This window comes from Lysobacter gummosus, assembly GCF_001442805.1.
In the GTDB taxonomy this organism is placed as follows: domain Bacteria; phylum Pseudomonadota; class Gammaproteobacteria; order Xanthomonadales; family Xanthomonadaceae; genus Lysobacter; species Lysobacter gummosus.
On record NZ_CP011131.1, the window covers coordinates 813,224 to 839,729 of the forward strand.

Consider the following 26,506-nt stretch of genomic DNA (forward strand, 5'->3'; position numbering starts at 1 on the left):
ATCATTCTCCAGAGATACGGGCGGTTTGGGCGTTGGCGAACTGGTCGCTGCCGGAGACGACGATGCGGTCTCCCGGCTGCAGGCCTTCGAGGATTTGCACATTGCTCAGGCTGCTGGCGCCGGTGCGGATCGGGCGACGCGTGGCGATGCCGTTGTTGACGACGTAGGCGCTGGTGCCGCCGGACTGTTCCAGGAACGGTCCGCGTTCGACGATCAGCGTGTCGCGACGGGTGTCGAGCACGATGCGCGCGCTCAGGCGCTGGCTCTGGCGCAGGCCCGGCGGCTGCTTGTCCTTGAAGCGCAGACGGCTGACCACTTCGCCGTTGACCACTTCCGGCGACACCGCCGAGATCTGCGCGGCGAAGGGTTCGCCGTTGCCGTTGGTGATCTGCGCCGGAATGCCGATGGCCAGATCGCGGGCGAAACTCTCCGGCACCTTGATCTCGACTTCGAACACGCTCAGATCGACCACGCTCAGCACCGGATCGTTGATCGCGACGTTGGCGCGCTGGGCGACCTGGACCTGGCCGACCTGGCCGTCGAACGGCGCGCGCAGGGTCAGCGCTTCGACCTGACGCTGCGCTTCGGTGGCGATCGCGCGCTGGCGATCGGCCAGCAGGCGCTTGTTGCGTGCGTCCAGGTTGGCGCTGCGGCCCTGGCGGCCGATGTCCTCGCGCGCATGGTTCAGGCCGATGTCGGCCTTCTGCAGATCGTCCTGAGCCTTGACGACATCGACCTTGGCCACCGCGCCGCCTTCGAAGGCGCGCTGATAGCGTTCCAGGTCGCGCTGTGCGGCGACGCGGTCGATCTGCGCCTGATCCAGTTCCTTCTGAGCGGTGGAGCGGGCCAGTTCGCCGTCGAGTTCGGCGCGGCTGGCTTCGGCTTCCAGGCTGGCCAGGGTGGCCTGTTCCTGCGCCAGTTTGCTGCGCAGTTCCGGGCTGTCGATCTCGGCCAGCACCTGGCCCTTGCGCACCACGTCGCCGGCGACGACCTTCAGATCGACCGAACCGCCGGCGATGGCGTACAGCACCGGGCTGTTGGCGGCGATGACGCGGCCGTCGGCGGCGATGTCGCGGATCAGATCGCCGCGCTTGACCTCGGCGATGCGCAGGCGCTCGGCCGAAACCGACACACCGCTGGCGCTCCAACCGGACAACAACCACGCGCCGGCGCCCAGGGCCAGCACGCCGGCACCGGCGCCGAGCGCCCATTGCCGGCGGCGGCGGCCGTGCACGCCGGCATCGGCGAGGCGGTGGTCTTGCGCGGAGGTGTCGCGGATGCTCATCGGCTCGAACTCGGTGAAGGGGCTTTGCCCTTAACCCAAGCACAACCCGTGCCAACTGCAAGTAATTGAATTTAAAGGGCGGGCAGCGGTGTCCGGGTGTCCGTCCGGACGGACACCGTGTCCGCGCGGACATGGCCGGGATGGCCGGCGGATACAATGGCGCGGTCCATCGAAGGAGTTGCCCCCAGCATGTGCGGAATCGTCGGCGCGATTGCGGATCGCGATGTAGTACCGGTCCTGATCGATGGGCTCAAGCGTTTGGAATACCGCGGCTACGACTCGGCCGGCATCGCCGTATTCGACGGCGCGCAGCTGCGCCGCGTGCGCCGCACCGGCCGCGTCAGCGAAATGGAGAATGCCGCGCAAGCGGAAGACTTCCACGCCCAGATCGGCATCGGCCACACACGTTGGGCCACCCACGGCGGCGTCACCGAAGCCAATGCCCACCCGCACATCAGCTTCGGCGAACTGGCGGTGGTGCATAACGGCATCATCGAAAACCACGACGAGCAGCGCGAGCGCCTGCGCGCGGCCGGTTACACCTTCGAATCGCAGACCGACACCGAGGTCATCGCGCACCTGGTGCACTTCCACCAGAAGCATGGACTGGATCTGCTCGCCGCGGTGCAGGCGGCGGTCAGCGAACTGATCGGTGCTTATGCGATCGCTGTGGTCAGCAAGAACGAACCCGGCCGCTTGATCGCCGCGCGCATGGGCTGCCCGCTGCTGATCGGCCTGGGCGAGGGCGAGAACTTCGTCGCCAGCGACGTGTCGGCGATCCTGCAAGCCACGCGCCGGGTGATCTTCCTGGAAGAAGGCGACACCGCCGAAGTCAGCCGCGCCCAGGTGCGCGTGTTCGACCAGACCGGCGCGGCGATCGAGCGCGAAGTGCATGTGTCGGACGTGTCGCTGGCCTCGCTGGAACTGGGCCCGTACCGCCACTTCATGCAGAAAGAAATTCACGAACAGCCGCGCGCCATCGCCGACACCATCGAAGCGGTGATGGACAACGGCGGGTTCTCGGCGGAACTGTTCGGCGCGCAGGCCGAATCGGTGTTCGCGGGTGTCGAGGGCGTGCAGATCCTGGCCTGCGGCACCAGCTACTACGCCGGCCTGACCGCGCGTTACTGGATCGAAGCCATCGCCGGCCTGCCGTGCCAGGTCGAGATCGCGAGCGAATACCGCTACCGCGCCGCGGTGGCGAATCCGAAGCAGCTGATCGTGACGATTTCGCAGTCCGGCGAAACCCTGGATACGATGGAGGCGCTGAAGTACGCCAAGTCGCTGGGCCACGACAAGACCTTGTCGATCTGCAACGTGCCCGAGAGCGCGATCCCGCGCGCGAGCAAGCTGGTGTATTACACCCGCGCCGGCGCCGAGATCGGCGTGGCATCAACCAAGGCGTTCACCACACAATTGGTCGCGTTGTTCACGCTGACCGCGACGCTGGCGAAGTTGAACGGCAAGCTGAGCGCGGAGCAGGAAGCCGAGTTCGTCGATGCGCTGCGCCATCTGCCCGGCAGCGTGCAGCACGCGCTGAACTTGGAACCGCAGATCATCGGCTGGGCCGATCGTTTCGCACCGAAGCAGCATGCGCTGTTTCTGGGCCGCGGCGTGCATTACCCGATCGCGCTGGAAGGCGCGCTCAAGCTCAAGGAAATCTCCTACATCCACGCCGAGGCGTACCCGGCGGGCGAGCTGAAGCACGGCCCGCTGGCGCTGGTGGACGCGGACATGCCGGTGGTGGTGATCGCACCGAAGGACAGCCTGCTGGAGAAGGTGAAATCCAATATCCAGGAAGTGCGCGCGCGCGGCGGCGAGATGTTCGTGTTCGCCGACCTGGACAGCCACTTCGGCGAATCCGAGGCGGTGCACGTGATCCGCACGCCGCGTCACGTCGGCGTGCTGTCGCCGGTGGTGCATGCGATTCCGGTGCAGTTGCTGGCGTATCACGCGGCGCTGGCGCGCGGGACCGATGTCGATAAGCCGCGCAATCTGGCCAAGGCGGTTACGGTCGAGTAAGCGGCGGCGTAGTGAGCGGGAGGCGCAACTAGCATTCGCGCCTGCGGCGGCAGCTATTACCTGCTCTTGCCGCGCGACGGGGACAAACCCGCGCGCCTGCGCGACAGCGCTGCATGTGCGACACAACGCAGTGCGCGCCTGCCTTGGCGCTCGCTCGCGCTAGCTGTTTCACCGACGTGCGCTCATGCGGGCGTACTTGCCGATTTGGTTTGCTGATCGGGACGACGACGGCGGCGATATCAAAGCTTCTGCCGCGACCTGCTCGGGTGGAGCGGTCGATGGCGCCTGGCGCGACGCGATAGAGCGATCGGGAGCCGTCAACATCCGTTTACGCAAACGCGTCCTCGACTGGGGATTGCAGCAAGTCGCCGGTTGCAAATCGAGATGCGGAGCGAGGGCGTGGTGAATCGCCCAGGTTTTTGTAGACAGTCGTCAGCCGTTTAGTGCGTACCGCCTTTCAAACTCTATCGGGGACAGGCCATTGTTGGAACTGTGCCGTCGTTTGGGGTTGTAGAACAGCTCGATGTAATCGAACACATCGCCTCGTGCTTTGTCATGGGTATGGTAGATCCGTTGCTTAACCCGTTCGCGCTTGAGCAACTGGAAGAAGCTTTCCATCGCGGCGTTGTCGTGACAGTTACCGCGTCGGCTCATGCTGCACACGATGCCGTGGGCCTTCAAAAAGCTCTGCCAGTCTTCGCTCGTGAACTGACTGCCTTGATCCGAGTGCAAGAGCAAACCAGGCGCGGGCTTGCGTCGCCACACCGCCGCTAGCAGCGCCTGCAGCACCAGATCGGAGTGCTGCGTTGGACGCGTGGCCCAGCCCACGATCCTGCGGGAGAACAGATCGAGCACGACGGCCAAGTACAAGAAGCCTTCGTGGGTGCGAATGTAGGTGATGTCGGTCACCCAGGCCCGATTGGGTTCTTGCGCTGTGAACTCACGCGCCAGCACGTTGTTGGCGACGGCGCCGATCGGCCCGCTCAACGGCCGCGGCCGCCGGCCGTAGCCCACCATGGCGCGCAGCCCTTCTTGCTTCATCAAACGCGCAACGCGGTGTTTGCTGCACGTTTCACCCAACTCGCGCAGGTCCGTGGTGATCTTGCGATGGCCGTAGATCGAGCCGCTTTCCAACCAACTGTGCTTGATCAATCCCAACAGACGTTGGTCGTCGCGTGCACGCGCACTGGCCGGCGCGTGAAGCCAAGCGTAGTAACCGCTGCGGTTTATGCCCAAGACACGGCACATTGCGGCCAGGCCGAACTCGTCGGCGTGCTGCTTCATGAAGGCGTACTTCACCTTTACCCCTTGGCAAAGTACGCGGCGGCTTTTTTTAGGATGTCTCGTTCTTCAGTCACGCGCCGAAGTTCTGCCTTCAGGCGTCGCACGTCCGCGTTCTGATCTTTTTCCACACGACGAACCACATCGCTTTTGCCTTGCTGACGCCGCCAGCCGTACAGGCTGTGCACCGACACGCCCAGGCGCTCGGCTACTTCGGCCACCGGCCGCCCGTACTCCACGATCTGACGGACCGCTTCGATCTTGAACTCATCGGTGTATCGCTTCGCGCTCATAACCACCTCCACTTAAGCCATAGTTTATGGCTGCGAGATGTCTACGAAACCCTGGGCGATTCACTCGCGGTAGGCCCAACGGGCCGCGTCCACCCGTCTGGCAGGGGCTTTGACCAGCGCCTCGCCGCTCCAGTGCCGATAGCTATCGGCGAGCAATCCAAAGCGTTCTATCGAACCATCCGGAAACATCATAACGGTTCCCTGTTGTTACAAATGGTTCACCCTCGGATTGAGGGCGACGACTTGGCCGGCGTCCACCGGCAACTCGAACAGGATCGAAGGCGTGTCGGGCTGGCAGGCCTCCGTAATTTCCACCTATCGCTGACCCGCGATACGGTGCATAGCACGGGATTTGCGGATACGGAGCGCGAGTGATACGCGGATGATCCTTGCAGGCCATACACACATCGCCGAAGCCGAGGCTTCAAGCGGCCGCCGGAACTTCCGCGACTCTGGGGACGCGGGTACGAGGTATACCGCCGGAATATTATGCGCATCGCTCATATCCCCGCATGAGTGGTTTTGACGCGGCGCCCGTGGTTGCGACAGCGGCGGCGATATGATCGGTCGCCGTGTAGTGCCCCAACGCGAAGAGCCCAGTCATGTATTCATTGAAGCCGGGAAATCGCGGCGACGCTTCATCAGCGCCGAGGGCCGATCCAACGAACTGGGAAGAAAACGAGTGCCGAAGGCGATGCCGGCAACAGAGCGTGATCTTTATGCAGACAATGCATTCGCTTCTGCGACGCGGCGCAATGATTCGGCTCTATTGTTCGAGCGGCGTTCGCTTCTGCGACCTGACGCAACGATTCGGTTCTGCTGCTTGAACCGTGTGATTAAAAAAAACGCAATTGCACTTACGACAACGCTCACGGAAGCTGTTACGAAGTTAACATTTGACTTGGGCTGATGTCTCTGCGCGCCGCCCAATTCGCCCGCAATCGCGTCCGCGATGAAAAGCGGTCAGGCCGCGCGCTATGAGAATGAAGGCCTCAGCAATCATGGGTCGGAAGTGTCTCTATATTTCCCTGTGCCGTCCAGGCCCGCCGAGCAGGTGTCTACGAAATCGTGGTAACTCCAATGTCCGAGTGAACAGACTTTATTCTGGCTGTCGAAAATCTGTACCAGATACTTTTTGGACAGACTTCCCAATTTTCATAAGATGCCAAGGCAGCGGATCTTGGTGGGGCGTTGTGAACAGACTTCATTTATTGACTTCACGAATCGCCATCGGCGCTCGCGAAACCCTTCGATTAGAAAACGACGCCTTTCGGGGCGCCGCTTCCATCATCGCGAAGCGGAATCGAGGGCAGAATCCGGCGCCCGGGCTACGTTCTCTTCACACCGCCGTGGCCCGGCGCTTACCGCCGCTCGCCTAGCCTGGACCGCAATCACGGCAATGCGGGATGCGGTCATGCACATCATTCTGGGCGGTACTGGACACGTGGGCTCGGCGGTGGCCGAGACTTTGCTGGAACGCGGCGAGGCGGTGACGGTGGTATCGCATCGCACCGCCGAGCTCGAGCGCTGGGAAGCGCGCGGTGCGAACTTCGCCGTCGTCGATGTCAACGACACAGGCGCCTTGCGCGAGGTGCTGAAGCAGGGCCGGCGCTTGTTCCTGCTCAATCCGCCGGCCGCGCCGGACACCGACACCGATGCGGTCGAGAAGGCCAATCTGCGTTCGATCCTGACGGCGATCGAAGGCTCGGGCCTGGAGAAGGTGGTCGCCGAGTCCACCTACGGCGCGCAGCAGTGCGATCGCTGTGGCGATCTGGGCATTCTCTACGACATGGAACAGGCGCTCAAAGCGCAGTCCATCGCCTACAGCGTGATCCGCGCCGCCTACTACATGAGCAACTGGGACGCGTCGCTTGAAAGCGCGCGCGAGCAAGGCAAGGTGCGCAGCTTCTATCCCGCCGATTTCCGCCTGCCGATGGTGGCGCCGCGCGATCTGGGCCGCGCCGGGGCCGATCTGTTGATGCAAGACGCGGACGAACAAGTGCTGCACCACGTCGAAGGGCCGCGCGCCTACTCGCCGGCGGATGTGGCCGTGTGTTTCGCCAGTGCGCTGGGTCGCGAAGTCGCGGTCGAAGTCGTGCCGCGCGATCGCTGGGTGGAGGGCTTCCGCGAGATGGGTTTCTCCGAGCCGGGCGCGCGCTCGTATGCGCAGATGACCGCGCTGACCGCCGACAAGCGCTATGAACCGGCCAACGATCCGATACGCGGCGAGATCACCTTGCGCGAATACATCGACGCCCTCGCCGGGCGCGTTTGAGCGGGCGGGCGACACCGTCGGATTCGCTCAGCGCAGACGCCGCCGATCGCCGCGGCATCGTAACCGCAGGCCGCCCGCGGCCGCCGAAATCGCATTCAGACCGCGCTGCCCCCGCGCCGGCAAAAGTGTTTCATCCGTGAAATGTCCTGGGCCGCACGGCACCCTCGTTTAATCGGGGGTGATCGGCGCCTTGCAGCGCGACCGATCGACCAAAGGAATGATGCGGCGCCGCGGCGACGCGTCTTACAGCGCGCCGCGCTGAATACAGGGAGAGACGCATGCCGCTCGGACGCTTGCTCAATATCAATCAGATCGTCGCCGGCATTCGCCCGGCGCCCGCCGCGGCCGCGATCAAGGTGCCCGGCGTGGTGATCGCCGCGCCGCCGGCCGTCGTCGCGCCGGCGGTGACGGCAGCGCCCATCGCGGTCGCCGCGCCGGCTCCGGCGATCGCCGATCTCGCCGCGATCAAGGCCTCGCCGGTGCTGATGCCGGGCGCGGTGCGGATGAACCCGGCGATCCTGCGCGCGCAACCGGCGATCGTCGCGCAGCTGGAAGGCCGCACCCTGCGTCCGCGCTTGAACGACCTGCGCCCGGACCTGTTTCCGATCAAGACCGGCGCCGGCTTCGGCCGCGCCGAGTCGCCGCATCCGATCAGCCCCAATCAGACGCCGGACGACCGTTGCCTGTTCGAAGATCCGCGCAATCCGCAGCAACGCTACTGGTTGCCGCGCTATCGCTTGCGCAACGCCAACGGCCAGTACGAGGTCAAGACCGCGTCCGGCCAGGACGGCTTGTGGGCGGTGAGTCTGGCGCTGGAAACCTTTCCCGCGCCGGAGATCGCCGATGCCGCGCGCAGCGCGCAGATGCTCAGCGTCAATCGCAGCGCGGTGATCGCTTACCGCGTGCCCGGCACCGCGATCGAACAACGCCTGCCGGCCGGCGAGATCGTCGAAGACCCGCGCGGCGGCTGCGTGGTGATGCTGCACTTGAGCCTGGCCGAGCGCGACGGCCTGTTGCGCGCCTTCATGTCCGCCGATGCGCAGTGCAAGCTGATCGTGTCGCGCGGCTATACCGTGGCCGTGCCGCTGCCGGCGACCGCATCGCCGGACGCGCCCAAGCGCCAGCTGATGATGATCAAGGGCCAGATGCAGTTGGCGCGTGCGCCGATGGCCGAGATGGCGATGGCGATGCCCAGAGCAGAAGCGCCGGTCGCGCGCGCGGCGATCGTCAAGCCCGGTCTGGCATCGGGCCTGCGCATGGCGCCGGCGGCGCTGCGGCCGGGCGGCGGCGAGTCGATCATCGCCGGCGACGAAGTCTGGCCGCGCAAGCCGTTTCCCAGGCCGCGTCCGATGCCGTTCCCGCGTCCGCAGCCGCAACCGGACCCCGAACCGCCGCCGCCCGCGCCGGAACAGCGCTACGACGTTTCCAATCAATTGCAGGACTGGGCGGTCGCGCTGTTCTTCGAGCCGCAACTGCATCCCTACCTCTATCCGGCCGGCAGCGGCGGTTCGGCGTCGCCGGCGCGCTGGGTGGTGCACTCGTTGCGCTATCCCACCGGCACCGGCCGCAGTCATCCCTATTTCCAGGATCTCAGCGACCCCAGCCGCATCTACCACCTGCCCGACGCGTTCAAGCTGGCGCGCCGCAGCGAAGCGCCGCACGCGCCGTCGCTGGTGTTCCAGGTCGATCAGGGCGAGAACGCCGAGCAGGTGATGGTCGATATGACCTGCGAAGTGCGCCCGGTCACCGACGGCGAGCGTCTGCTCGCCGCGCGCCGCGAACTGGCCGACAAAGTGCCGGCCAGCGCGGACAATCCCAATCGCGAATTCGAACTGCGCCTGCTGCGCGCCAGCTCGACCCTGCAGATGGCGCTGCTGCGCAACGGCGCGGTGCGCTCGGAAACCGTGCCGGCCACCATCGATTGGGACAACGGCTTCACCGTCAACGAGCGTTTCGAGTTCAAGGATTTCCAGGACGTGTTCGGCGTCCTCATGGCCACGACCAATTCCAACCTGCTGCAAGGCAACGTGGTGGTCGCCAGCGGCGTCAACGAGAACGTGATGGTGCCGGTCAAGCTCAACTTCGCCGACATGGAAGGCGAGTTGTTCCAGTCGATCGAAACCCCGGACCCGCAGACCGGCGCGGTGGCGGTGAAACTGCTCAACGCCACCGAAAGCAAGCTGCGCATCACCCAGTTGCCGACCTGGATCACCCGCGGCGAAGGCCTGGTGACCGGCCGCATCGAAGGGCTGGACCTGAGCCAGCCGGTCGAAGTCGCGCCCGATCAAAGCCTGAGCTTCACCGTGCAGCCGACCGCGCCGCTGAGCGGCACCTTGCCGGCCGATGCGATCTTCAACACTGCCTCGGTGCGCAGCATTCCCGACGGCGAGGCCATCCTCAAGTACACCCTGGACGATTCCATCGACCAGGAAACGGTGCGCCCGGTGACGGTGATGACCGCGCCGGAGGTGTTGCTCAACAACGCCACCGGCCAGGCCGGCGGCGAGATCCTCAACATCGTGGTCGAGTTCCGCGGCAACCGCCGCGTGGTGCTCGGCGCGGCCAACCTGAGCCAGGACATCGACGTGCCGGTGCCGTTGATGGACATCCTGTTGCGCAAGGACAGCGAGGGTTTCTACGAGTACCGCCAGACCGTGATCTACAAGTCCGGGCAGAAATCGCCGCCGCCGCAGTGGCGTCGCGACGACAGCGGCGTGCTGTTCGTGACGGCGGTCTGAGCCATGTCCTTCGCCTCCCGCCCCGACTGGCGCCAACCGATGCTGATCGGCGAACGCGTGGCCTATGCCGCGTTCGATCAGCCGGGAAAATTCCGCCTGCCGCCGGTGTTGCTGGCCGCCCAGGCCGGCGACGGCGAATCGCCGCTGCGCCTGGACATCGTCCAGCAGGACCGCGGCAGCGCCGGGCTTGAACGTTATTCGATCCTGTCGCTGGGCTTCGCCGCCGAGTTCGCCTTGGCGCAGGCGCGCCAGGCCGCGTTCGATGCCGGCCAGCGCGTGGACCTGTCGCCGCTGCCGGTGGAAGGCGGTTGGCTGCGCCTGAGCGCGGTGCAGGCCTTGAACCTGCCGCCGGCGCTGGGCGAATTGCTGCCGCTGGATGCGGCCAGCCTGGGCGCGCTGAATCTGGCCGCGCGCCTGGACAGCGCGGCGACCGATCTGTTCGTGTCGGCGCTGCAGCGCGGCCTGCTCGCGGTCGGCGCCCAGGCGTGGCTGCGCGTGCGCGGCGTCGCCGATCGCCTGCCGCTGAGCATGAGTTTCGATCCGGCCGCTTTGCTGGCCGCGATCCGCGCGCTCACCGGCGGCGCGGCATCGATCGATCACGCGCTGCTGCGCCAGCGTTTGATCGACGCGCCGCAGACGCTGGGCCTGGGACTGCCCGCCAGTTCCGGCGACATATTGAAACAACCTTTGGCCGACGCCGTCATCGACCGCATCGCCGCGCGTTACGCCAGTCCGCAACCCTCGACGCCGGACGCGCCGACCGGCGTGCGGCTGGTGTTCGACGAAGCGGCGATGGCGCCGGGCCGGGTGCAGTGGAATCTGGCCGAGCCGCAATTGGCGCCGCGCTTGATCGCGATCGAAGCCGATCCGCTCGGCCCGCTGCGCACGATGGCCGCGGCCGACCTGTACGACGCGGTGGTGCGCCGCCACGATGTGCGCGCGCTGGCCAGCGGCTGGCGCAGCGTGACGGTGCGGACCAATCTGCCCGACCGACGCGTCGGCGTGGTTTCGGCGCAGGTGGAATTGCAGTTGCCGGCCAAGCCGCCGGCGCGCATGTTCACGATCAAGACCAGCGCGCCGCTGACCGCGGCGGATCGTCCGATCGCGATCGATCTGCGCCTGTCGCCGAGCGAGGCGCTGTCGTATCAGTGGCAGACCACCGCGATCGTGCTCAGCGACGGACGCGCCGAACAGATCAAGGGCCCGCCGCGCAAATCCGATCGCGAACATCTGCTGATCGGTCCGGACGATTTCGGCCTGCGCCTGATTCCGGTGGAAGCCGAACCGGTGTTTCTCGCCCAGGCCGATATCGAGGTCGAATGCGTCGGCACCCGCAAGGGCAAGCCGTGGTCGGCACGCGCGAGCTTGAGCGACGTCGCGCCGGATCTGGCCTTCGCGGTTCCCTTCGATGTCGAAGGCGCGGCGATCCGCGCCACCGCGCGGGCCAAGAGCGACGGCGCGCGCCGGTCGATGCCGGCGGTGGAGGCCGACAGTCTGCGCCTGGATGCTTTCAGCTTCGACGGCAGCGGATCGCGCGAGTTGGAGCTGAGCTGCGAGTTCGACGATGGCGCGAACCTGCGCACGATCGAGATCGCGCCGGAAGACGGCATCGACGATGCCGGAAAACGCAGGCAAGTGAAATTCACCCGCCATTCGCCGCAGGCCCGCTGGAGCTGGCTGTCGCTGTCGCCGTTCCGCGGCGGCTATCGCTGGCGTTGGGACGCGCAGTCGCCGTGGTCTGCGGTGCTGCAACCGGAAACGCCGCTGCGTTTGCGCAGCAGCCAGGCCGCCACCGCCAGGATCGGAGCAGGAGCATGAACATGGACAAGGACAGCGGCGGCAAGGCGGCATCAAACGCCGATACGCCATCGGGATTCGAGCAGATCCAGGGCGTGCTGGTCGCGCGCGGCGACGGGCCGACGAGCTGGCTGTACCGCCCGCGCGCGCCGCAACTGGCGCTGTCGGCCGACGGCCGCGCCCAGTTCACCCTGATCGGCGCCGGCCCGGTGACGATGCTGGCGCTGACCGCGATGTGGGGCGTGCCGTCGGCGACGCTCGACGCGGTGCGCGCCGAACTGGCGGCGCGCGCGCAGGTGCCGGTCGCGCAGTTGAGCCTGTCGCCGGCGCCGATCGAGATCGGCGAGGTGCGCTTGATGCTCGGCGACGGCCAGGGCCATTACGTGGAGTTGGCCAAGGCCCGCTCCTCGGGCGTGCCGCCTTACCACGCCGCGTTCAATCTGATGCTGGACCAGGCCCAGGCCGAGAAAGTGCGCAAGGCCTTGAACGGCGAGCACGGCTGGCTGGAACTGCGTTACGCGGCGACCGAAGCGATCGCCACGCGCACGACCCGCTCGAGCCAGAGCAGCGAGTCGGTGAACGTGGACGTATCGCTGCGCGACGCCGAAGGCGAAGCCAGCGCGAGCGCGAGCTTGCGCAGCGAAGGCAGCGTGGAGGCGCTGTCGGGGTATCACGAACCGCAAACACGAACGTATTCGGCCGATGCCGCGGATTGGGGGCTGCCGAAGCCTTGAGCAACAGCGGCAAACGTTACACCGCCTGCGACGGACGATGGGCCCGCCGACGGCGTTGACCGCTTCGCCACCGCGACGTTGCTGAGCAAACGCAACGCGCGGCCGCGACAGCGATCGAAACGGCGCGATGGTGCGCCCGCGGCGATTGCCGCAAGACCAGCAGGGAGCCGAACGCGATCCGCATCGCGGCGGGTCGGCTCGTGCTCGAAATCGCGATCGGCGGCCATCGGGCGCGGGTCGTCGCCGGAGTGCGAGCGTCGGAGTTGTGTACGAAAAACCACTTAAAAACAGCGGTTTTATGTGTCCTCTGCGAAATGCGGGAAGCGTTTGAAAGATTCAGGAAGATTGGTTGACACCGCCACCACCTCATCGCGTACGGCAACAACGCACCGCGCGGGCAAGGAAAGCGCGCATCAGGATTGAACGATTCAGGACATCAGGATAAAGGAGCAGGTCCATGCTTAAGATCGATAACGTTGACACCATCCTCGACCACGTGGTTTACGGCGACGATGCCAACGACTTCACCTACTACATCATGCCCAACTCGCCTAACTTCGCGAAGATGGCCAGCGGCGGACTGGCGCTGCGCTTCGTCGAGTACGGCCAGATCCGCGAGGACGGCGGCAAGAAGTTCGGCGGCTTCATCGCCTTCGATACCGAGCTGTCGGTGCCGACCGACGTGCAGACCAAGATCACCGCCGAGCTGCAGAAGAAGCTGGCCGAGAAGTACAAGGGCAAGACCGTGCCCAAGGTCGCGATCGCGCCGGTCACCTGGACCGACGGCACCGTCGAGCTGCTGCTGACCGAGGGCGGCGCGCTGGTGGAGAAGATCCGCGGCGCCGGCAAGCCGTCGATCTACGGCAAGAACGTGGCCTCGTTCATGGTCGAGCTGTCCGAGCTGGGTACGGCGATCTTCAAGGAAACCCTGAGCACGGGTTCTGCCTCGGCGGTGCAGGTCGTCTACAAGATGAACCTGTACATGCGCCTGCCGGAAATGAAGGCCTGGGGCACCTGGAACGCTTCGGAGTTCTACAGCTTCTTCCAGGACATCAACACCGAAGACAATTGCTGGAGCCAGGACAGCTACACCGAAGTCGTCAACTCCAGCCGCTACAAGAACGACGTCACCAAGACCCACTTCGAGTTCGTGCAGGCGCCGAATCTGAGCGCGGAGGACAACGCCAAGCTGGAGTCCGACATCCGCGCGATCATCAACAAGCAGCTGGAAGCCGCGGTCCAGCGCAACATGCTCAAGGAGATCGCCGACGTCGATCCCAACACCAAGGAGCTGCGCGAAGGCCAGGATATCGAGGACGTCCGCCGCACCGTCAACAAGTCGCAGATCGCCAACGTGCGGGTGGAGTGGAGCGAGGCCAAGGCGGTCATCGTCAATCGCAACCCGCAGGGCATGCTGCCGACCATCACCTCGTTGATGGACGACAAGAAGAAGCCGCTGAAGTGGGAGGACTACTACTCCAAGATCAACCTGGACGAGTTCCTCAAGACCGTGCAGGTGGTGATGCGGGTCAACGCCGACTTCGCCAACCTGCCGATCCACAGCGTCGAGGTCAAGATCCGCTATCCGTACGGGCCGAACAAGAAGGTCCAGGAGTTCGTGTTCACCAAGCCCGACGACGTGGCCAAGTTCGAGGCCTTCGTGTTCGAGGGCAAGCGCGACTTCACCTATCAGGTCACGGTCAACTACAAGGGCGCGACGTTCAAGCAGGTGTCGGAGGAAATCAAGACCGACGACACCAACCTGACCATCAACGTCGACGACCTGGGCATCCTGGCGCTCGACATCGGCCCGGGCGACATCGATTTCGCGCAGGTGCCGCGCACCCAGATCACGGTGCGTTACAAGCACGGCAAGACCCCGGTCGAAGCCAAGTTCAACATGACCAAGGACACGCCGAACTTCGCCCTGCGCAAGATCATCGGCAAGCCGCGCACGGAAGACATCGACCTGGAGTTCCTGTACACGCTGGCCGACGGCCGCCAGGTCAAGAAGACCGCGCAGCAGCAGGCCAAGGAGCTGTACGTAGACGATCCGTTCTCATCGAGCAAGACGGTCAGCTTCCGCGCCGCCGGCGACCTGTCGGCGGAGATCGCCTCGATCACCGTCGATGCCAGCTACACCGACACCACCAACAAGTACAACCAGAAGACCATCGTCACGCTGTCCAGCGACATGACGTCCTTCGACTGGACCTTCCCGGTGGTGGACGAAACCCTGGGCGAGGTGAAGTACTCGGTGACGACCTTGTTCGCCGACGGCACCAGCAAGGAAGAAGCGGAGAAGACCGCGGCCCGCTCGACCATCCTGGTCGGGAAGAAACTCGATCAGCTGGAAGTGGCGGTGGTGCCGGACCTGCTCAACTGGGACGAGCTCAAGATGGTCAGCGTGGCCCTGTCGCACGGCACCAAGCGCATCGACCTGCGCTTCAAGCCCGGCGATGAGGAAAAGAACTGGAAGCTGCCGCTGACCGAGGGCGAAGCGCCGGATTACAAGGTCACCATCACCTACTTCCTCACCGACGGCACGCGCAAGGTGGTCGGGCCGCAGACGAAGGACGACATGACGATCTTCCTGGAACTGCCGACCGACTGAGGTTCGCCGCGAACCTCGCACCAACGCGGCGGATCCGCGCGAACGCATCGCGCGGATCCATCGCCGCCCACCGCTCACGCTTGACTCGGAAGGAGTCCGATCATGCTTCTCCTCGACAGCCGCACTCGCGAGATCAACGGCATCTCGGTCTTTCCCGACCATGCCGATCCCGAGCAGTGGTATTACATGCCGCTCAACCCGCACCTGACCACGGTGCGCGACACCACGCTTGGCGTGGACGTTCCGCAATTTCTGTTGATCGGTTTCCGCGGCGACGCGGGCACCGGCGGCTTCCTCAACTTCGACTGCAACCTGGGCGCCAGCCAGAAGCAGATCGACGATCTGGCGCGCGAGATCGCCAACGCCGAGAACCTGCGCAACAAGCCGCGCATCGCACCGGTGCCTTTGGAAGACGGTTCGGTGCGGCTGATGATGCTCGGCAAGGCCACCGGCGACGTCGGCCCGACGCCGGGCGCGGGGCCGCAGTTCGTGCTGAAGATCGACCAGTCGGCCAAGCCGGCCTTGTACGGCGCCAACCAGGCTTCGTTCTCGGTGCGCCTGGACCAGGACGGCTACACGGTGATGGAGCAGTGCCTGGAAGGCGAGATCCTGCCGGTGGCGGTGATCTACCAGCTGGATTTCCTCGGCCTGCGCCCGGCCTACAACATCAGCCTGAAGATCGACTGGGACCGCGTCCAGAAGCACATGGACGAGAGTTTCTCCGGCGGCAACATCTTCTTCTCCACCGAGATCGGCAAGGCGGTGGACGAACTGGTGGAAAGCCGCGCGATCGTGCTGGAGGCGGACACCTTCGTCGCCGAAGGCGAGGACACCAAGGGAATCATCGACCGTCGCGACGCCGCGCTGGCGCAGGTGCGCAACATGGTCACCGATGCGTTCTTCCAGGTCAGCCTGCCGCCGTGGACGCCGGAAAAGAAATCCGATTTCGAAGCCGGCCTGGACGCGATCGGCAAGTTCGCCTCGCGCTCCTCGGCGATGGCCGCCGGCGGGCCGATCGGCGCGCTGCTGCCGAGCTTCAGCTACAAGCGCATGGACTACAAGCGCGTCGACAAGAAGAAGCTCAACGTGAACTTCTCCGAGCGCGTGGCGATCAAGCGTTCGATCTATCCGCAGGGCCACCTGGCGGCGCTGTTCAAGACCATCCGCGAAGGCAACGTGCCGCGCGAGCGGCTGGTCAAGCAGATCAGCCTGGACAACGACTTCTTCAAGAAGCGCCGGGTCAAGGTGATCTCGCGCGCCGACCTGGCCGCGGACGACATCGGCAGCGTCAACGTGCGCGTGCGCTACGGCGACAAGGCGCAGAACGCGCTGCTGGGCGCCAACGCCGGCGAAGCCAGTTTCGAATGGCTGAGCCAGCTCGACAAGGGCGTGATGAAGCGCGACGTGCAGGTCGAGTATGAGGTCAGCTTCAAGGGCGTGGACGCGGCCGAGCGGCCGACCAAGCTCAAGTCAAAGCCGCAGACGTTCGATGTGGAAAACGTCGAGATCATTCCGCGCGATCTGTACACGATCAACACCGTGCCGGTGTTCGCGGAAAACTTCCCCTGGGAGCGCTACAGCTCGGTGGACGTGTTCCTGCGCTATCGCGATCCGGCCAACAAGATCAATCAGAACGATCTGGTGCGGCTGACCAAGGACTCGCAGTCGGGCAGCTGGAAGATGTTCATGCTCGACCAGAGCAAGACCGCCTATGAGGTGCGCACCGTCTTCCACGGCATCAGCGGCGGCGACACCGTGCGCGACTGGACTTCGCTCGATGAGCCCCAGGTCAGCGTGCGCAATCCGTTCCCGACCCGGCGCGTGGTGCAGGTGATCCCGAACTTCAACTGGAACGAGGTGCAGGAGGCGTTCGTCGATCTGCGTTACGTGGACAAGGCCAACAACCTGCAGGAAGAAATGCAGATGTCGTTCCAGGAAGGTTCGGCCTCGCAGACCTTCGCCGTGGACCTGCGCAATCCCGAGGTCAAGGGCGTGTTCTACAGCGTCAGCATTCTCTACAAGGACGGCCGCGACATCGAGGAGATCCCCGAGTCGGTGACCAACACAAGTCGAATAATGCTCAAGGCCGGCATGAAAGGAAGGCGCATCGTCACCGTCAAGCCGCCCCTGGATTTCGCCAAGCGCAAGATGCGCAAGGTCAAGGTCTCGCTGCGCTTCGAAGACTTCACCGGCGGGCTGTCGTTCGCGGAGGATTTCGAATTCACCGACGCGCAGGCCTCGGGCGAATTCGAGTACGACTACCTCGACGCGGCGCGCATGCGCTACGAGTACAAGGCCAGTTATCTGCTCGAAAACGGCACCAACAAGAGCGTCAACTGGGCGCCGAGCGAAGTCACCGATCTGGTGTTGAAGATGCCCTGACGCCGACAGCCGCCGCGTCGCGATTTTGCTCGTCTTTCCCGCGAACGCGGGAATCCAGCGACTTCGCGGCGCTCTCGCGACGGCCCCGTCATTCCCGCGTTCGTGGGAATGACGGGATCAGGTTCGCGGCGGCCGCGTCAGGAACGTAAGGAAACGTTTGCCCAGCGCGCCACGCCGCGCGCGCGGAACTCACGATTTATTGGAGCTCGTCATGCTCAGCCTCGAAAAGCCGATCACTATCGACGGCATCACCGTCTTCCGCGATCACGCGGACAAGAGCCAGTTCTGGTATCTGCCGGGACCGGTCGCGCTGGCCACGCGCCAGCCCGACGGGCGCAAGGAATTCAGCTTCCTCAAATACCGCGTCGCCGACGCCACGGCCGCCGACAAGGGCGGCGGCTTCGTGATGTTCGTGACCACGCTGCAACTGCCTTCGTCGATGGAGTCCAGGATCATCGGCCGGCTCAACGCCGAACCGGACGTGAAATTGCCGGTGCGGCTGACCTGCGCGACCTTCGAAGAAGGCTCGGTGCAGTGCGTCGCGTTGAACGTGCAGGGCGCCGGCGGAACCTCGGCGCAGCCCGCGCAGCCGGGCACCTTCAACGCGGTCGAGCACATCCTTGGCGCGTCGGTGCCGTCGATGGACGCGGCCAATCGCGCCGCTTTCAGCCTGAGCCTGTCCTCGGAAGGCGCGACCATCCTGGAGTCCGCGCTCAGCGACGGCATGACCCCGATCGGGGTGATCTACAACTTCAAGTATCTGGCCATGCGGCCGGCCTTGAAGGTCACCATCACCGCCGACTTCGAGCGCATCTACAACCACTTCAGCGCCAGCCTGGAAGGCCAGTACGCCTGGTTCAAGGCCGGCGTGGACGCGGCGTTCGAATCGTTGGTGCAGAACGGCGTTATCGACATCCAGGTCGAGGCCTTCACCGATGCAGACGACAAGCGCGACCAGGAAAAGTGGGCGCTGGATTTCTTCAAGGAAGATCTGCTGAGCAAGTGGTTCGAACCGACCCTGGTGCCGGGCAAGCTCGCGACCGATGCGGCCAACGCCGGCGGTGGTTCGAGCGGCGGTAACACCGGCGGCACGGGTGGAACGGGTGGCGGCACCGGCGGAACCGGTGGCGGCACGGGCGGCGCGGGCGGCGGTACCGGTGGAACCGGTGGCGGCACGGGCGGCACTGGCGGCGGTACCGGTGGAACTGGTGGCGGCACGGGCGGCACGGGCGGCACGGGCGGCGGTACCGGTGGAACCGGTGGCGGCACCGGCGGCACAGGCGGAACTGGCGGCGGTACGGGTGGTACCGGCGGAACCGGCGGTGGCACGGGCGGCACGGGTGGCGGCACCGGTGGAACCGGCGGTACAGGTGGCACGGGCGGCGGCACAGGCGGAACCGGTGGCAGCACAGGCGGCACCGCACCGGGCGGCTTCAGCGGCAGCAGCGGCGGTGGCAGCACCGGCGCGAGTTCCGGCGGCGGCACCAGTGGCACCGGCGGCGGCACCACGCCGCCTCCCGCGGCGCAGATTCAGCCGGCGGCGCTAAGCGTCGATTCGACCGAACCGGCGCCGTTGCCGGCCGGCTTGTCGGTGACGCACACGCCGGCCGCGAGCGGCCTGGCCGAAACCATCACCGTGACCGGCGCCGGCGCGGTGGTGAAGGTGGACGATCAAGTCGTCGCCGCCGACGCGCAGGGACGCGTGTCCATCACGGTCAATCCCGATTCTTCCAAGCGCATCGATGTCGAGTGGCCGGCCACCGCGCAGGAACAGACCTTCGGCCTGTTCTTCGATTTCGACAAACCCGCCGAAGCCGGCTGGAATCCCAATACGCCTTCGCCGCAGTTCCGCGCCTACGTGGACAACACCACCACCGACCCGCGCTATCGCGACGCCTCGGGCACCTTGCGCATCGAAGGCGACGGCAACTGGACCGGCAGCGAACGCGGCGCCGATCGTCTGATGGCGTGGATCCGCGGCTTGCCGGCGCCGCGCAATCTCAACTTCCAGGCCTACGCCAGCCACGAACACGTCAGCGGCGCGAACGAAACCGAGCGCGAACGCTACAACCGGCGCTTGTCACAGCGGCGTCTGGATGTCGCGCTCGCGGTGGCGCGCCGCGCCGGCGCGACGTTCACCATCGCGGCGCAGGCCGCCAACGGCGATGTTCCCGCCAGCAGCCGTCCCGGCACGCATTCGGCGATGGGCGGCGATCCGGACAACCGCGTCGTGCACGTGACCGGCCGCGCCGCCGGCACCACGCCCAATCGCTGGCACGGCCGTCTGCGCCGTCCGGCTTCGGTGGCGCCGCCGGTGATTCCGCCGGTGGTCCCGCCGGTCACGCCGCCGGTGACCCCGCCCGTCACGCCTCCGGTGACGCCGCCGGTCACGCCGCCGACGTTGCCCACGCCGCCCACGGCGATGAGCCTGTCGCTCAAGCTCAAGTTCGTGCACCAGGAAGAACGCAAGAAACTGACCCTGCGCTACAACCGTTCCGAAGCCACGCGCCGCACCTACGCGCCGCAGGGTTTCTTCGGCCTGATGCTGGGCGATCTGCGCGACAAGTCGAAGTATTTCAAGGAAATCGATCTGGACGACCCGTTCTTCCGCCAGTTCGCGGTCGAGGCGAGCATGCCGATCGCGTTCGAGCCGATCGATCTCAAGTCGGCGCAGGTCGCGCTGGATTACGGCGACAAGACCAAGCCGCGCGATCACAAGCACGCCGATTTCGTGTTCACGCCGGGCGAAGTCGGGGTCAAGCGCTTCGAAGTGTTCATGAACCAGACCCGCGACATCGCCTACGACGCCGCCTACCAGTACCACTTCGATCCGCAGTCCGACTGGGCCGCGGACAAGACCTCGTACACGATCCCGGCGGCGAAGACCGAAGACCGCACTTTGTTCGTCAATCCGTACGAGCATGTGGAGTTCCGCCAGTTCACCGCGACTCCGGGCGATATCGACTGGGACGTGGTCGAAGCCATCGACGTCAAGTTGCAGGCGCGCGGCTACGCCACGCCCGAGCCCAAGACCACGCTGACCCTGACCGCGAACTCCGGGCCCAAGACCTGGCGTCTGCGCGGCGCCAAGCCGGCGCCGGCCAATCGCGGCGTGACCTATCAGATCGTGCAGCGACGCAAGGGCGCGGCCAATCCCGATCCGGCGACGCCGCCAGTCGAGATCGATGTGCCCGAGCTGTTGATCCACGACAGCTTCGAGGACGCGCTGCAGTTGGAGTTCATCCCGGTGTTCGATCCGGCGATGGTCAAGCGCGTCTACATCGACGTGAAGTACGAGGACGGCGCCTACAAGCGCAGCGAACGCATCGAGATGGCCGGCACCCAGACCGACCCGCTCAGACTGCGCATCGCCCTGAAGAACGCGGACAAGCGCAAGTACCGCCGCCGCTTCACCTTCGTCGGCATGCAGGGCCAGTTCGATCAGCGCGCCTGGGTGGACGAGACGGAAGAACTGGTGGCGGTGCAATAAGCCGATGAACGCCACGATCGCCACCAGCGGCCAACCACGGCGCGACGCGAGGCAGCCGATGAACCACGATGCGGATGCGGCGATGGGCGCGAGCCCATCGCCGGCGAGCGGTACGGCGTTGTTGGCCGCGCCCATCGCCGCCACCTTGCAACGCCTGCGCGCGGTGCTGCCCGCGCAGGCCGACGCGGCGCAGGCGATGCTCACAGGCGTGCTCGCGCCGTTGCAGGACTCGTGCTGGCCCGAGGTCGCCTGGAGTTTCAGCCGCCTCACCAACACCGGCCTGCCGGTGGAATTCGCATGGACCTCGCGCGAGGCCGCGGTGCGCTGGACCGCGGAAGTCGCCGCGCCCGAAGTCGATGAAAACGAGCGGCTGGCGATCGCCGCGCAAGCGCTGGATTGGCAGGGCGATCTGGCGTCGTGGTTCGAGCATCAGCGCGGCAACCGGTTGAAGTTCGGCGCCTGGGTTTCGGCGCGTCATGGCGATGGCCTGGCGACCAAGCTCTACGTCGATCTGCCCGACGGGCGCCTGCCGCCGGCATGGCGCAAGCGCCAGGCGCTGTTCGATTCGGCGTTGATGTTCTGGCGTATGTGCGGGGTCAATCCCGACGGCAGCGTGGAATGCTATGCGCGCGCCAGCGAACTCGATCTGGCCGCGCTGCGGATGTTGGCGCAGGCCACCGTCGGCGATGCCGAACCGATGATGCGGCGCGTGGCGCAGGTGGTGTCGGCGGACGATCTGCCGCGGCCCTCGGGCATCAGCCTGGCCTTGTCCGCCGACGGCCAAGTGCGCGCGTTGACCTGGTTCACCTTCGCCAAGGCGATTTTCCGCGACGACGCGCAAGTGGCCGCGTGCATGCGCGGGCTTGGCGAAGGGCTGTCGGCGCGGGTGTACGAGGCCCTGGCCGCCGGTCCCGCGGACGGCCGCTGGCGCCACGGCATGATCGGCGTCGGCGCGGACATCGCCGGCAATACCTGGGTGCAATGCGGATTGCGGCCGACGTGAAGCGGGCGAGCGGATGCGCAATGCGGGAATCTTCGATCGATGGAGCGATCACGATGCACGGCGTGAACAAAGCCAGTGATGAGGGTCCGCGTCGCGGGTGCGGTCGCGAGCGCAGCGCGCGCTTCGACGTTGCCGCGTCCGAGGAGGACATCGCGATCAGATCCGGCATAGTCGATCGCCTGCGCAGCGCCTATCCGATCGAAAGCCAAGTCAGCCAGGGCGGACAACAACGCCGCGACCGCAACGGTTTCGTGACCGCATTGGGCGTGCGCGCGTTGCGTCGCCACGGCTTGCCCGTGCCGGGCGCGATGCTCGATACCCTGCAGGCGTGCCGATCCGCGCGCGGCGGCTTCCGTTTCTGGCCCGAAGGCGCGCAACCCGACTGGGCGCCGGTGTTGCCCGACGATGTCGACGACACCGCGATCATGGCGCTGGAACTGCTGCATGCCGGGCGGATGGGCCTGGACGATGCGCGCCGCACCGCCTGCATGACCATCGCGCGACGGCGTATCGCGCGCTTTCCCGCGCTGCGCCCGCCGTGGCTGCGCGTGGGCACGTTCGCGACCTGGTGCCGCGAGGGCGTTAGCTTCGACATGGTCGATTGCACCGCCACCGCGAACGTTCTCGGCTTCCTGGCCGCGGTCGGCCTGTCGCATCTGCCCGGCGTGCGCGAAGCCACGCAGATGCTCGGCGCGGCCCTGCATTGGGCCGGCGACGATGAACTGCGCGCGAGCAGTTTGTCGCCGTTCTATCCCGATCCGGTCGAGCTGGTGTTGGCGCTGGAGCATGCGGCGCGATCCGGCGCGCGGGGTTTGCACGAACTGCATGCCGCGGCCGCGGCGACCGGTTGGGGTGCGAACGCGGAACTGCGCAGCACGCGTGCGGAGCATCGAGTGTGTTCGAGTCCCTACGGCGTCGTGGTGTGGCGTTCGCCGGAGCTCGCGCGCCTGCGTGGTTGGGCGCGCGAGATGGGCGAGGCGCGAATTCCCAAACCGTTGCCGCATTGGATCGGGGATTTCGAATCCGAGCTGATGTGCAGCGTGTTCGATTGACCGCGCCAAAGAACGAAGCCCGGCGATGCCGGGCTTCGTTTCGAACCATCGCGCGCAGCGAGCCGGGCGACTATCAGGGCTTGGGCGCGTAACGCAGAGTCAGGAACCACTCGCGGCCGGGCTGGTTGTAGTACGACACGGTCTCGTACTGGCGATCGAACACGTTGGCCACGCGCGCCTGCAGGCTCAACGAATCGCTGAACGCGTACTCGGCGCGCAGGTCCATGGTGCCGTAGCCGCCGACGCGCACGCTGTTGGCGACGTCGTCGTAACGCGAGCCGTAACCCACCGCGGTCGCGCCGATGCGAAACTTGCCGAAGGCGCGATCCAGGTCGATGCGCGCGCTGTGCTTGGCGCGGCGCGGCAGGTCGTTGCCGCGGAAGAAGCCGACGCGGTTTTCGGTGTCCAGATAGCTGGCGCTCGCCGCCAGGGTCCAGTCGGCGAAGGTGGTGTCGATGCCGATTTCGGCGCCGCGCATGCGCGCGCGTTCGATGTTGTTCGGCAGGTTGATCGCCGAATCGAAGGTGATCAGCTGATCGACGCGGGTGTCGAAGCCGTCGATGCGCGCGTTGAAGCCGTCGCCGCGGTAGGCCAGGCCCACTTCCCAGGTCTTGGACTCTTCCGGCTTCAGATGGGCGTTGCCGAAGAACGGGTAGTACAGCTCGTTGAAGGTCGGCGCCTTGAACGCGGTGCCGTAACCCACGGTCACGCGCCAGCTCTCGGCGAAGTTCAGCCCCCACGCGGCGCCGCCGGTGGTGTGGCCGCCGAACTGTTCATTGTCGTCGCGGCGCACGCTGGCTTCGAACGACTGGTTGCCGAAACGGCCCTGGTACTGGACGAAGCCGGCCTTGTTGTCGCGATCGGTCTCGTCGTAAGAGGTATCGCTGTCGACGCGGTCGCGCAGCCAATCGAAGCCAACCGTAACAAGTTGATCCTCGGCTACGGTGAAATCCGCTTGAAGCGTCGCGCTATCGCGGTCGGTCTTGAAGAACCCCATCGCCAGCGCGCTCAGGAAGTTGTCCGAGCTGTCGACATTGCGCCCCGCGCTCAACTGCACCTTCACTTTTTCCGACGGCTTCCAGTTGAGCTTGCCGCCGATCACCTGCTGCACGGTCTCGGAGTAGTTGACGAAGCTGCCGTCGTAATCGTTCCGGCCTTCCGCGCGCAGCGCCTGGCCTTCGATGCTCCACTGCTCGTTGATCTCGACGCCGCCGCGCAGCGACAGTGCGTGGCTCTCGTAGCCGTCGCGATCGGGCTCGTCGGTGAAGCAGCCGGCGAGCACCGGGAAGCCGGCGCCGCGGCAGGCGTTGATGCCCTGGGTCTTGCGGAAGCTGTAGTCGGCGCCGAACCAGCCGTGACCGCCACGGCCGCCGAAGCCGCTGCCGTATTCGATGGCGCCGTCGCTGCCGCCGCCGACGTGCACGCGCGGGGCGAAGCCCTGCTGTTCGCGACGGGTGAACACCTGGATCACACCGCCGATGGCGTCGGCGCCATACAGGCTCGAACGCGGGCCGCGCACGATTTCGATGCGGTCGATCAGTTCCAGCGGCAGATCCTGCAGCGCGGCCAGGCCCGAGGTCGGCGAGCCGATGCGGATGCCGTCCACCAGCACCAGCACGTGGTCGGATTCGCTGCCGCGCAGGAACAGCGTGGTCAGCTTGCCGGCGCCGCCCTGGTTGGCGATGGTGATGCCGGCGCGGCCGCGCAGCAGATCGTTGAGATCGCGCGCCTGGCTGCGTTCGATGTCGGCGCGGTCCAGCACCTCGACCGGGGTCAGCAGGTCGTTGACGCTGACCGCGGTGCGGTTGGCGGTGACCACGACCTGATCGAGATCGGTGGCGTCGCCGGCGGGCGCGGCGAGGGCGGTGGCCGGCAGGGCGCAGGCAATGGCGAGGGACAGATTCAGGCAACGCATGTGTATGACTCCAACGCACGCGCGATCCAGCGCGTGGCGACAACGGCTGATGAGCGGCGGCGGGGAAAGGACGTGCGGGCAGCGAAACGAGCGCGCAAAGGCGCTGCAGCCGCCGCAATGCCCTCCGCATCGCAACCTGTGGCGCACCGAGGCCGGTCTCCGGACTCGCAAGCGCAGCCGATGCGATCGACTCCCGGGCGCGGCGCCTTCCCATGCCTGTGCACAGTGGCGGTGGCCGCGACCTGACTTGCTTACCGTTGCGGGGGCAGTGCCGGAATGGGCGGGGCGGGTCGGATCGTCCGACCGGACCTGAGCGCGTCACCGGCTTCCCGTTTCAACCCCGGCGGCGTAGCCGTGGGGTCACCTCGAAGCGGGGCGCAGTGTACGCGATGTGGGGGCGGGGCGCCTGGGCCAACCCCGCCCCGGCCCGAACGCATGGCGTTCGGGCGTTCGCGGACGCGCGAGCCAATGGCTCGCAAGCGGCGTCCGCTCACCCCGCCTGCGGGAGAAGGTGCCCCGAAGGGGCGGATGAGGGCGCGCGGCCCAACCTGCCGCACCGCGAACCCGCGACCGACTTGGATCAGTCGTTGCGATCGTCCGCGTCGTGCGAACCGTGCCCGTCGTCGTCCGACGGACCGTCGCGGTCGCTGCCGTCGTCTCGGTCGTTGTCGTCGCGATCGTGGCCAGCGTCGAACGCGGTTGGCTCATCGAACCGCTCTTCCTGCGCATGCATCGTCGTATGCACCGGCGCGGCCGCCGGCTTGTTGCGCGGCGCCGGCAGCAGCGCCGTCGCCGCCTCAGCGGCCAGGATCAGTTCCTGGCGGCGTTCTTCGCTGATCTCCTGCCAGTGGCAGTCCAGCAGCGCGCCTTCGATCGCGTACAGCAGGTTCAAGGTCGGTTTGAAGCCGGCGCGCTTGACCCGCATGAAGGCTTCGACGGTGCCGATCGCGGCGATGTCCTCGTGCGTGCGCAGACCGACCTGGCGCAGCCAGGCCGCGCTCTTGGGGCCGATGTTGCGCATCTTGGGGGCGGCGGTCATGCCAGCGACTCCAGGTAGACCCGCGCCAGCGCTTCCAGACCGGCCTGATCGTCGGCGTCGAAGCGCTCCGGCACCGGACTGTCCAGATCGAACACGCCGATCAGCTCCTCGCCCCGCAGCAACGGCACCACCACTTCCGAACGCGAAGCCGCGTCGCAGGCGATGTGGCCGGGGAAGTCGTGCACGTCGGCCACGCGCTGGGTCTGGCGGCTGGAAGCGGCCGCGCCGCACACGCCCTTGTCGAGCGGGATGCGCACGCAGGCCGGCAGGCCCTGGAACGGGCCGACCACCAGTTCGCGGCCGTCGTAGAAGTAGAAACCGACCCAGTTGAGCTGCGGCAGGGACTGGTTGACCAGGGCCGACAGGTTGGCGGCGTTGGCGACGCGGTCGCGCTCACCGTCGAGCAGCGCACGCGCCTGCTCGACCAATTGCGCGTACTGCTCGGGCTTTCCGCCCGAAAGTGCTGAGGCTGTATACATCTTCGGAGTGTAGCAGTGGTGTTCGCCACGACTACCATGGTCAGCCGGCAGTGCCGGAAAAGCGCGAGGTCAGTCACAAGCGCCAGACTGTTTCGCGCGGCAATCCG

Annotated in this window: 15 protein-coding genes and 1 riboswitch; of the genes, 10 read left to right on the plus strand and 5 right to left on the minus strand. The window is 66.2% G+C overall.

Annotation, left to right across the window (positions count from 1 at the left end):
* Position 1 precedes the first annotated feature (1 nt).
* Positions 2 to 1,285: an efflux RND transporter periplasmic adaptor subunit gene (locus LG3211_RS03300; protein ID WP_057941581.1), complete on the minus strand. Its 1,284-nt coding sequence runs from the start codon at positions 1,283 to 1,285 to the stop codon at positions 2 to 4.
* A 189-nt stretch (positions 1,286 to 1,474) separates the two neighbouring features.
* On the opposite strand from LG3211_RS03300, the gene glmS reads away from it, so the two are divergent.
* Positions 1,475 to 3,307: a glutamine--fructose-6-phosphate transaminase (isomerizing) gene (gene glmS, locus LG3211_RS03305; protein ID WP_057941582.1), complete on the plus strand. Its 1,833-nt coding sequence runs from the start codon at positions 1,475 to 1,477 to the stop codon at positions 3,305 to 3,307.
* Between the two features lie 432 nt (positions 3,308 to 3,739).
* On the opposite strand, the gene LG3211_RS03310 is transcribed toward glmS, so the two are convergent.
* Positions 3,740 to 4,881, minus strand: a protein-coding gene (locus LG3211_RS03310; protein WP_148648703.1) for an IS3 family transposase whose coding sequence is annotated in 2 segments (ribosomal slippage) — positions 3,740 to 4,644 and positions 4,644 to 4,881 — 1,143 coding nt in all. Because the reading frame shifts where the segments join, the coding sequence is not laid out codon by codon here.
* A 1,414-nt stretch (positions 4,882 to 6,295) separates the two neighbouring features.
* Here LG3211_RS03310 and LG3211_RS03320 point away from each other — a divergent pair.
* The 9 genes from LG3211_RS03320 to LG3211_RS03360 all read left to right on the plus strand — a co-directional run bounded on the left by LG3211_RS03320 (position 6,296) and on the right by LG3211_RS03360 (position 22,966).
* Positions 6,296 to 7,156 carry an NmrA family NAD(P)-binding protein gene (locus tag LG3211_RS03320; protein ID WP_057945242.1) on the plus strand — a complete coding sequence of 287 codons (861 nt, stop codon included), beginning with the start codon at positions 6,296 to 6,298 and terminating at the stop codon, positions 7,154 to 7,156.
* Positions 7,157 to 7,434: 278 nt separating this feature from the next.
* The gene (locus LG3211_RS03325) at positions 7,435 to 9,894 is read left to right on the plus strand and encodes a hypothetical protein (RefSeq protein WP_057941583.1); all 2,460 of its coding nucleotides are present in this window, start codon (positions 7,435 to 7,437) and stop codon (positions 9,892 to 9,894) included.
* 3 nt (positions 9,895 to 9,897) lie between these two features.
* A complete protein-coding gene (locus LG3211_RS03330) occupies positions 9,898 to 11,712 on the plus strand; it encodes a hypothetical protein (RefSeq protein WP_148648724.1) in 1,815 nt (604 codons plus the stop codon).
* Positions 11,709 to 12,425: a hypothetical protein gene (locus LG3211_RS03335; RefSeq protein ID WP_148648725.1), complete on the plus strand. Its 717-nt coding sequence runs from the start codon at positions 11,709 to 11,711 to the stop codon at positions 12,423 to 12,425. The genes LG3211_RS03330 and LG3211_RS03335 overlap by 4 nt, the downstream gene beginning before the upstream one ends.
* 457 nt (positions 12,426 to 12,882) lie before the next feature.
* Positions 12,883 to 15,039, plus strand: a complete 2,157-nt coding sequence (locus LG3211_RS03340) for a hypothetical protein (RefSeq protein WP_057941586.1) — start codon at positions 12,883 to 12,885, stop codon at positions 15,037 to 15,039.
* A 102-nt stretch (positions 15,040 to 15,141) separates the two neighbouring features.
* Positions 15,142 to 17,421, plus strand: coding sequence for a hypothetical protein (locus LG3211_RS03345; RefSeq protein WP_057941587.1), 2,280 nt, complete (start codon positions 15,142 to 15,144; stop codon positions 17,419 to 17,421).
* A 211-nt stretch (positions 17,422 to 17,632) separates the two neighbouring features.
* Positions 17,633 to 20,911, plus strand: coding sequence for a hypothetical protein (locus LG3211_RS26245; RefSeq protein WP_057941588.1), 3,279 nt, complete (start codon positions 17,633 to 17,635; stop codon positions 20,909 to 20,911).
* Positions 20,912 to 20,969: 58 nt separating this feature from the next.
* On the plus strand, positions 20,970 to 21,914 hold the full coding sequence (locus LG3211_RS03355) for a hypothetical protein (protein ID WP_148648726.1): 945 nt from the start codon (positions 20,970 to 20,972) through the stop codon (positions 21,912 to 21,914).
* A gap of 62 nt (positions 21,915 to 21,976) precedes the next feature.
* Positions 21,977 to 22,966 (plus strand): hypothetical protein, encoded by a 990-nt coding sequence (locus LG3211_RS03360; protein ID WP_148648727.1) that lies wholly within the window; start codon positions 21,977 to 21,979, stop codon positions 22,964 to 22,966.
* Positions 22,967 to 23,039: 73 nt separating this feature from the next.
* Here LG3211_RS03360 and btuB read toward each other — a convergent pair whose 3' ends face one another.
* The 3 genes from btuB to LG3211_RS03375 all read right to left on the minus strand — a co-directional run bounded on the left by btuB (position 23,040) and on the right by LG3211_RS03375 (position 26,399).
* Complete coding sequence (gene btuB / locus LG3211_RS03365; RefSeq protein WP_057941591.1) at positions 23,040 to 24,881, minus strand: TonB-dependent vitamin B12 receptor; 1,842 nt, start codon at positions 24,879 to 24,881, stop codon at positions 23,040 to 23,042.
* Between the two features lie 133 nt (positions 24,882 to 25,014).
* Positions 25,015 to 25,264: riboswitch (cobalamin riboswitch) on the minus strand.
* A 197-nt stretch (positions 25,265 to 25,461) separates the two neighbouring features.
* Entirely contained in the window at positions 25,462 to 25,920 is a 459-nt protein-coding gene (locus tag LG3211_RS03370; RefSeq protein ID WP_057941592.1) for a TfoX/Sxy family protein, read from the minus strand.
* Positions 25,917 to 26,399, minus strand: coding sequence for a GAF domain-containing protein (locus LG3211_RS03375; protein ID WP_057941593.1), 483 nt, complete (start codon positions 26,397 to 26,399; stop codon positions 25,917 to 25,919). Before LG3211_RS03375 ends, LG3211_RS03370 begins: the two co-directional genes overlap by 4 nt.
* Between the last annotated feature and the right edge of the window lie 107 nt (positions 26,400 to 26,506).

Coding starts and splice junctions, on each gene's coding strand:
- LG3211_RS03325 (WP_057941583.1), top strand. CDS start 7,435: ATGCCGCTCGGACGCTTGCTCAATATCAATCAGATCGTCGCCGGCATT.
- LG3211_RS03340 (WP_057941586.1), top strand. CDS start 12,883: ATGCTTAAGATCGATAACGTTGACACCATCCTCGACCACGTGGTTTAC.
- LG3211_RS03355 (WP_148648726.1), top strand. CDS start 20,970: ATGAACCACGATGCGGATGCGGCGATGGGCGCGAGCCCATCGCCGGCG.
- LG3211_RS03330 (WP_148648724.1), top strand. CDS start 9,898: ATGTCCTTCGCCTCCCGCCCCGACTGGCGCCAACCGATGCTGATCGGC.
- LG3211_RS03335 (WP_148648725.1), top strand. CDS start 11,709: ATGAACATGGACAAGGACAGCGGCGGCAAGGCGGCATCAAACGCCGAT.
- LG3211_RS03345 (WP_057941587.1), top strand. CDS start 15,142: ATGCTTCTCCTCGACAGCCGCACTCGCGAGATCAACGGCATCTCGGTC.
- glmS (WP_057941582.1), top strand. CDS start 1,475: ATGTGCGGAATCGTCGGCGCGATTGCGGATCGCGATGTAGTACCGGTC.
- LG3211_RS03300 (WP_057941581.1), bottom strand. CDS start 1,285: ATGAGCATCCGCGACACCTCCGCGCAAGACCACCGCCTCGCCGATGCC.
- LG3211_RS03375 (WP_057941593.1), bottom strand. CDS start 26,399: ATGTATACAGCCTCAGCACTTTCGGGCGGAAAGCCCGAGCAGTACGCG.
- btuB (WP_057941591.1), bottom strand. CDS start 24,881: ATGCGTTGCCTGAATCTGTCCCTCGCCATTGCCTGCGCCCTGCCGGCC.
- LG3211_RS26245 (WP_057941588.1), top strand. CDS start 17,633: ATGCTCAGCCTCGAAAAGCCGATCACTATCGACGGCATCACCGTCTTC.
- LG3211_RS03370 (WP_057941592.1), bottom strand. CDS start 25,920: ATGACCGCCGCCCCCAAGATGCGCAACATCGGCCCCAAGAGCGCGGCC.
- LG3211_RS03320 (WP_057945242.1), top strand. CDS start 6,296: ATGCACATCATTCTGGGCGGTACTGGACACGTGGGCTCGGCGGTGGCC.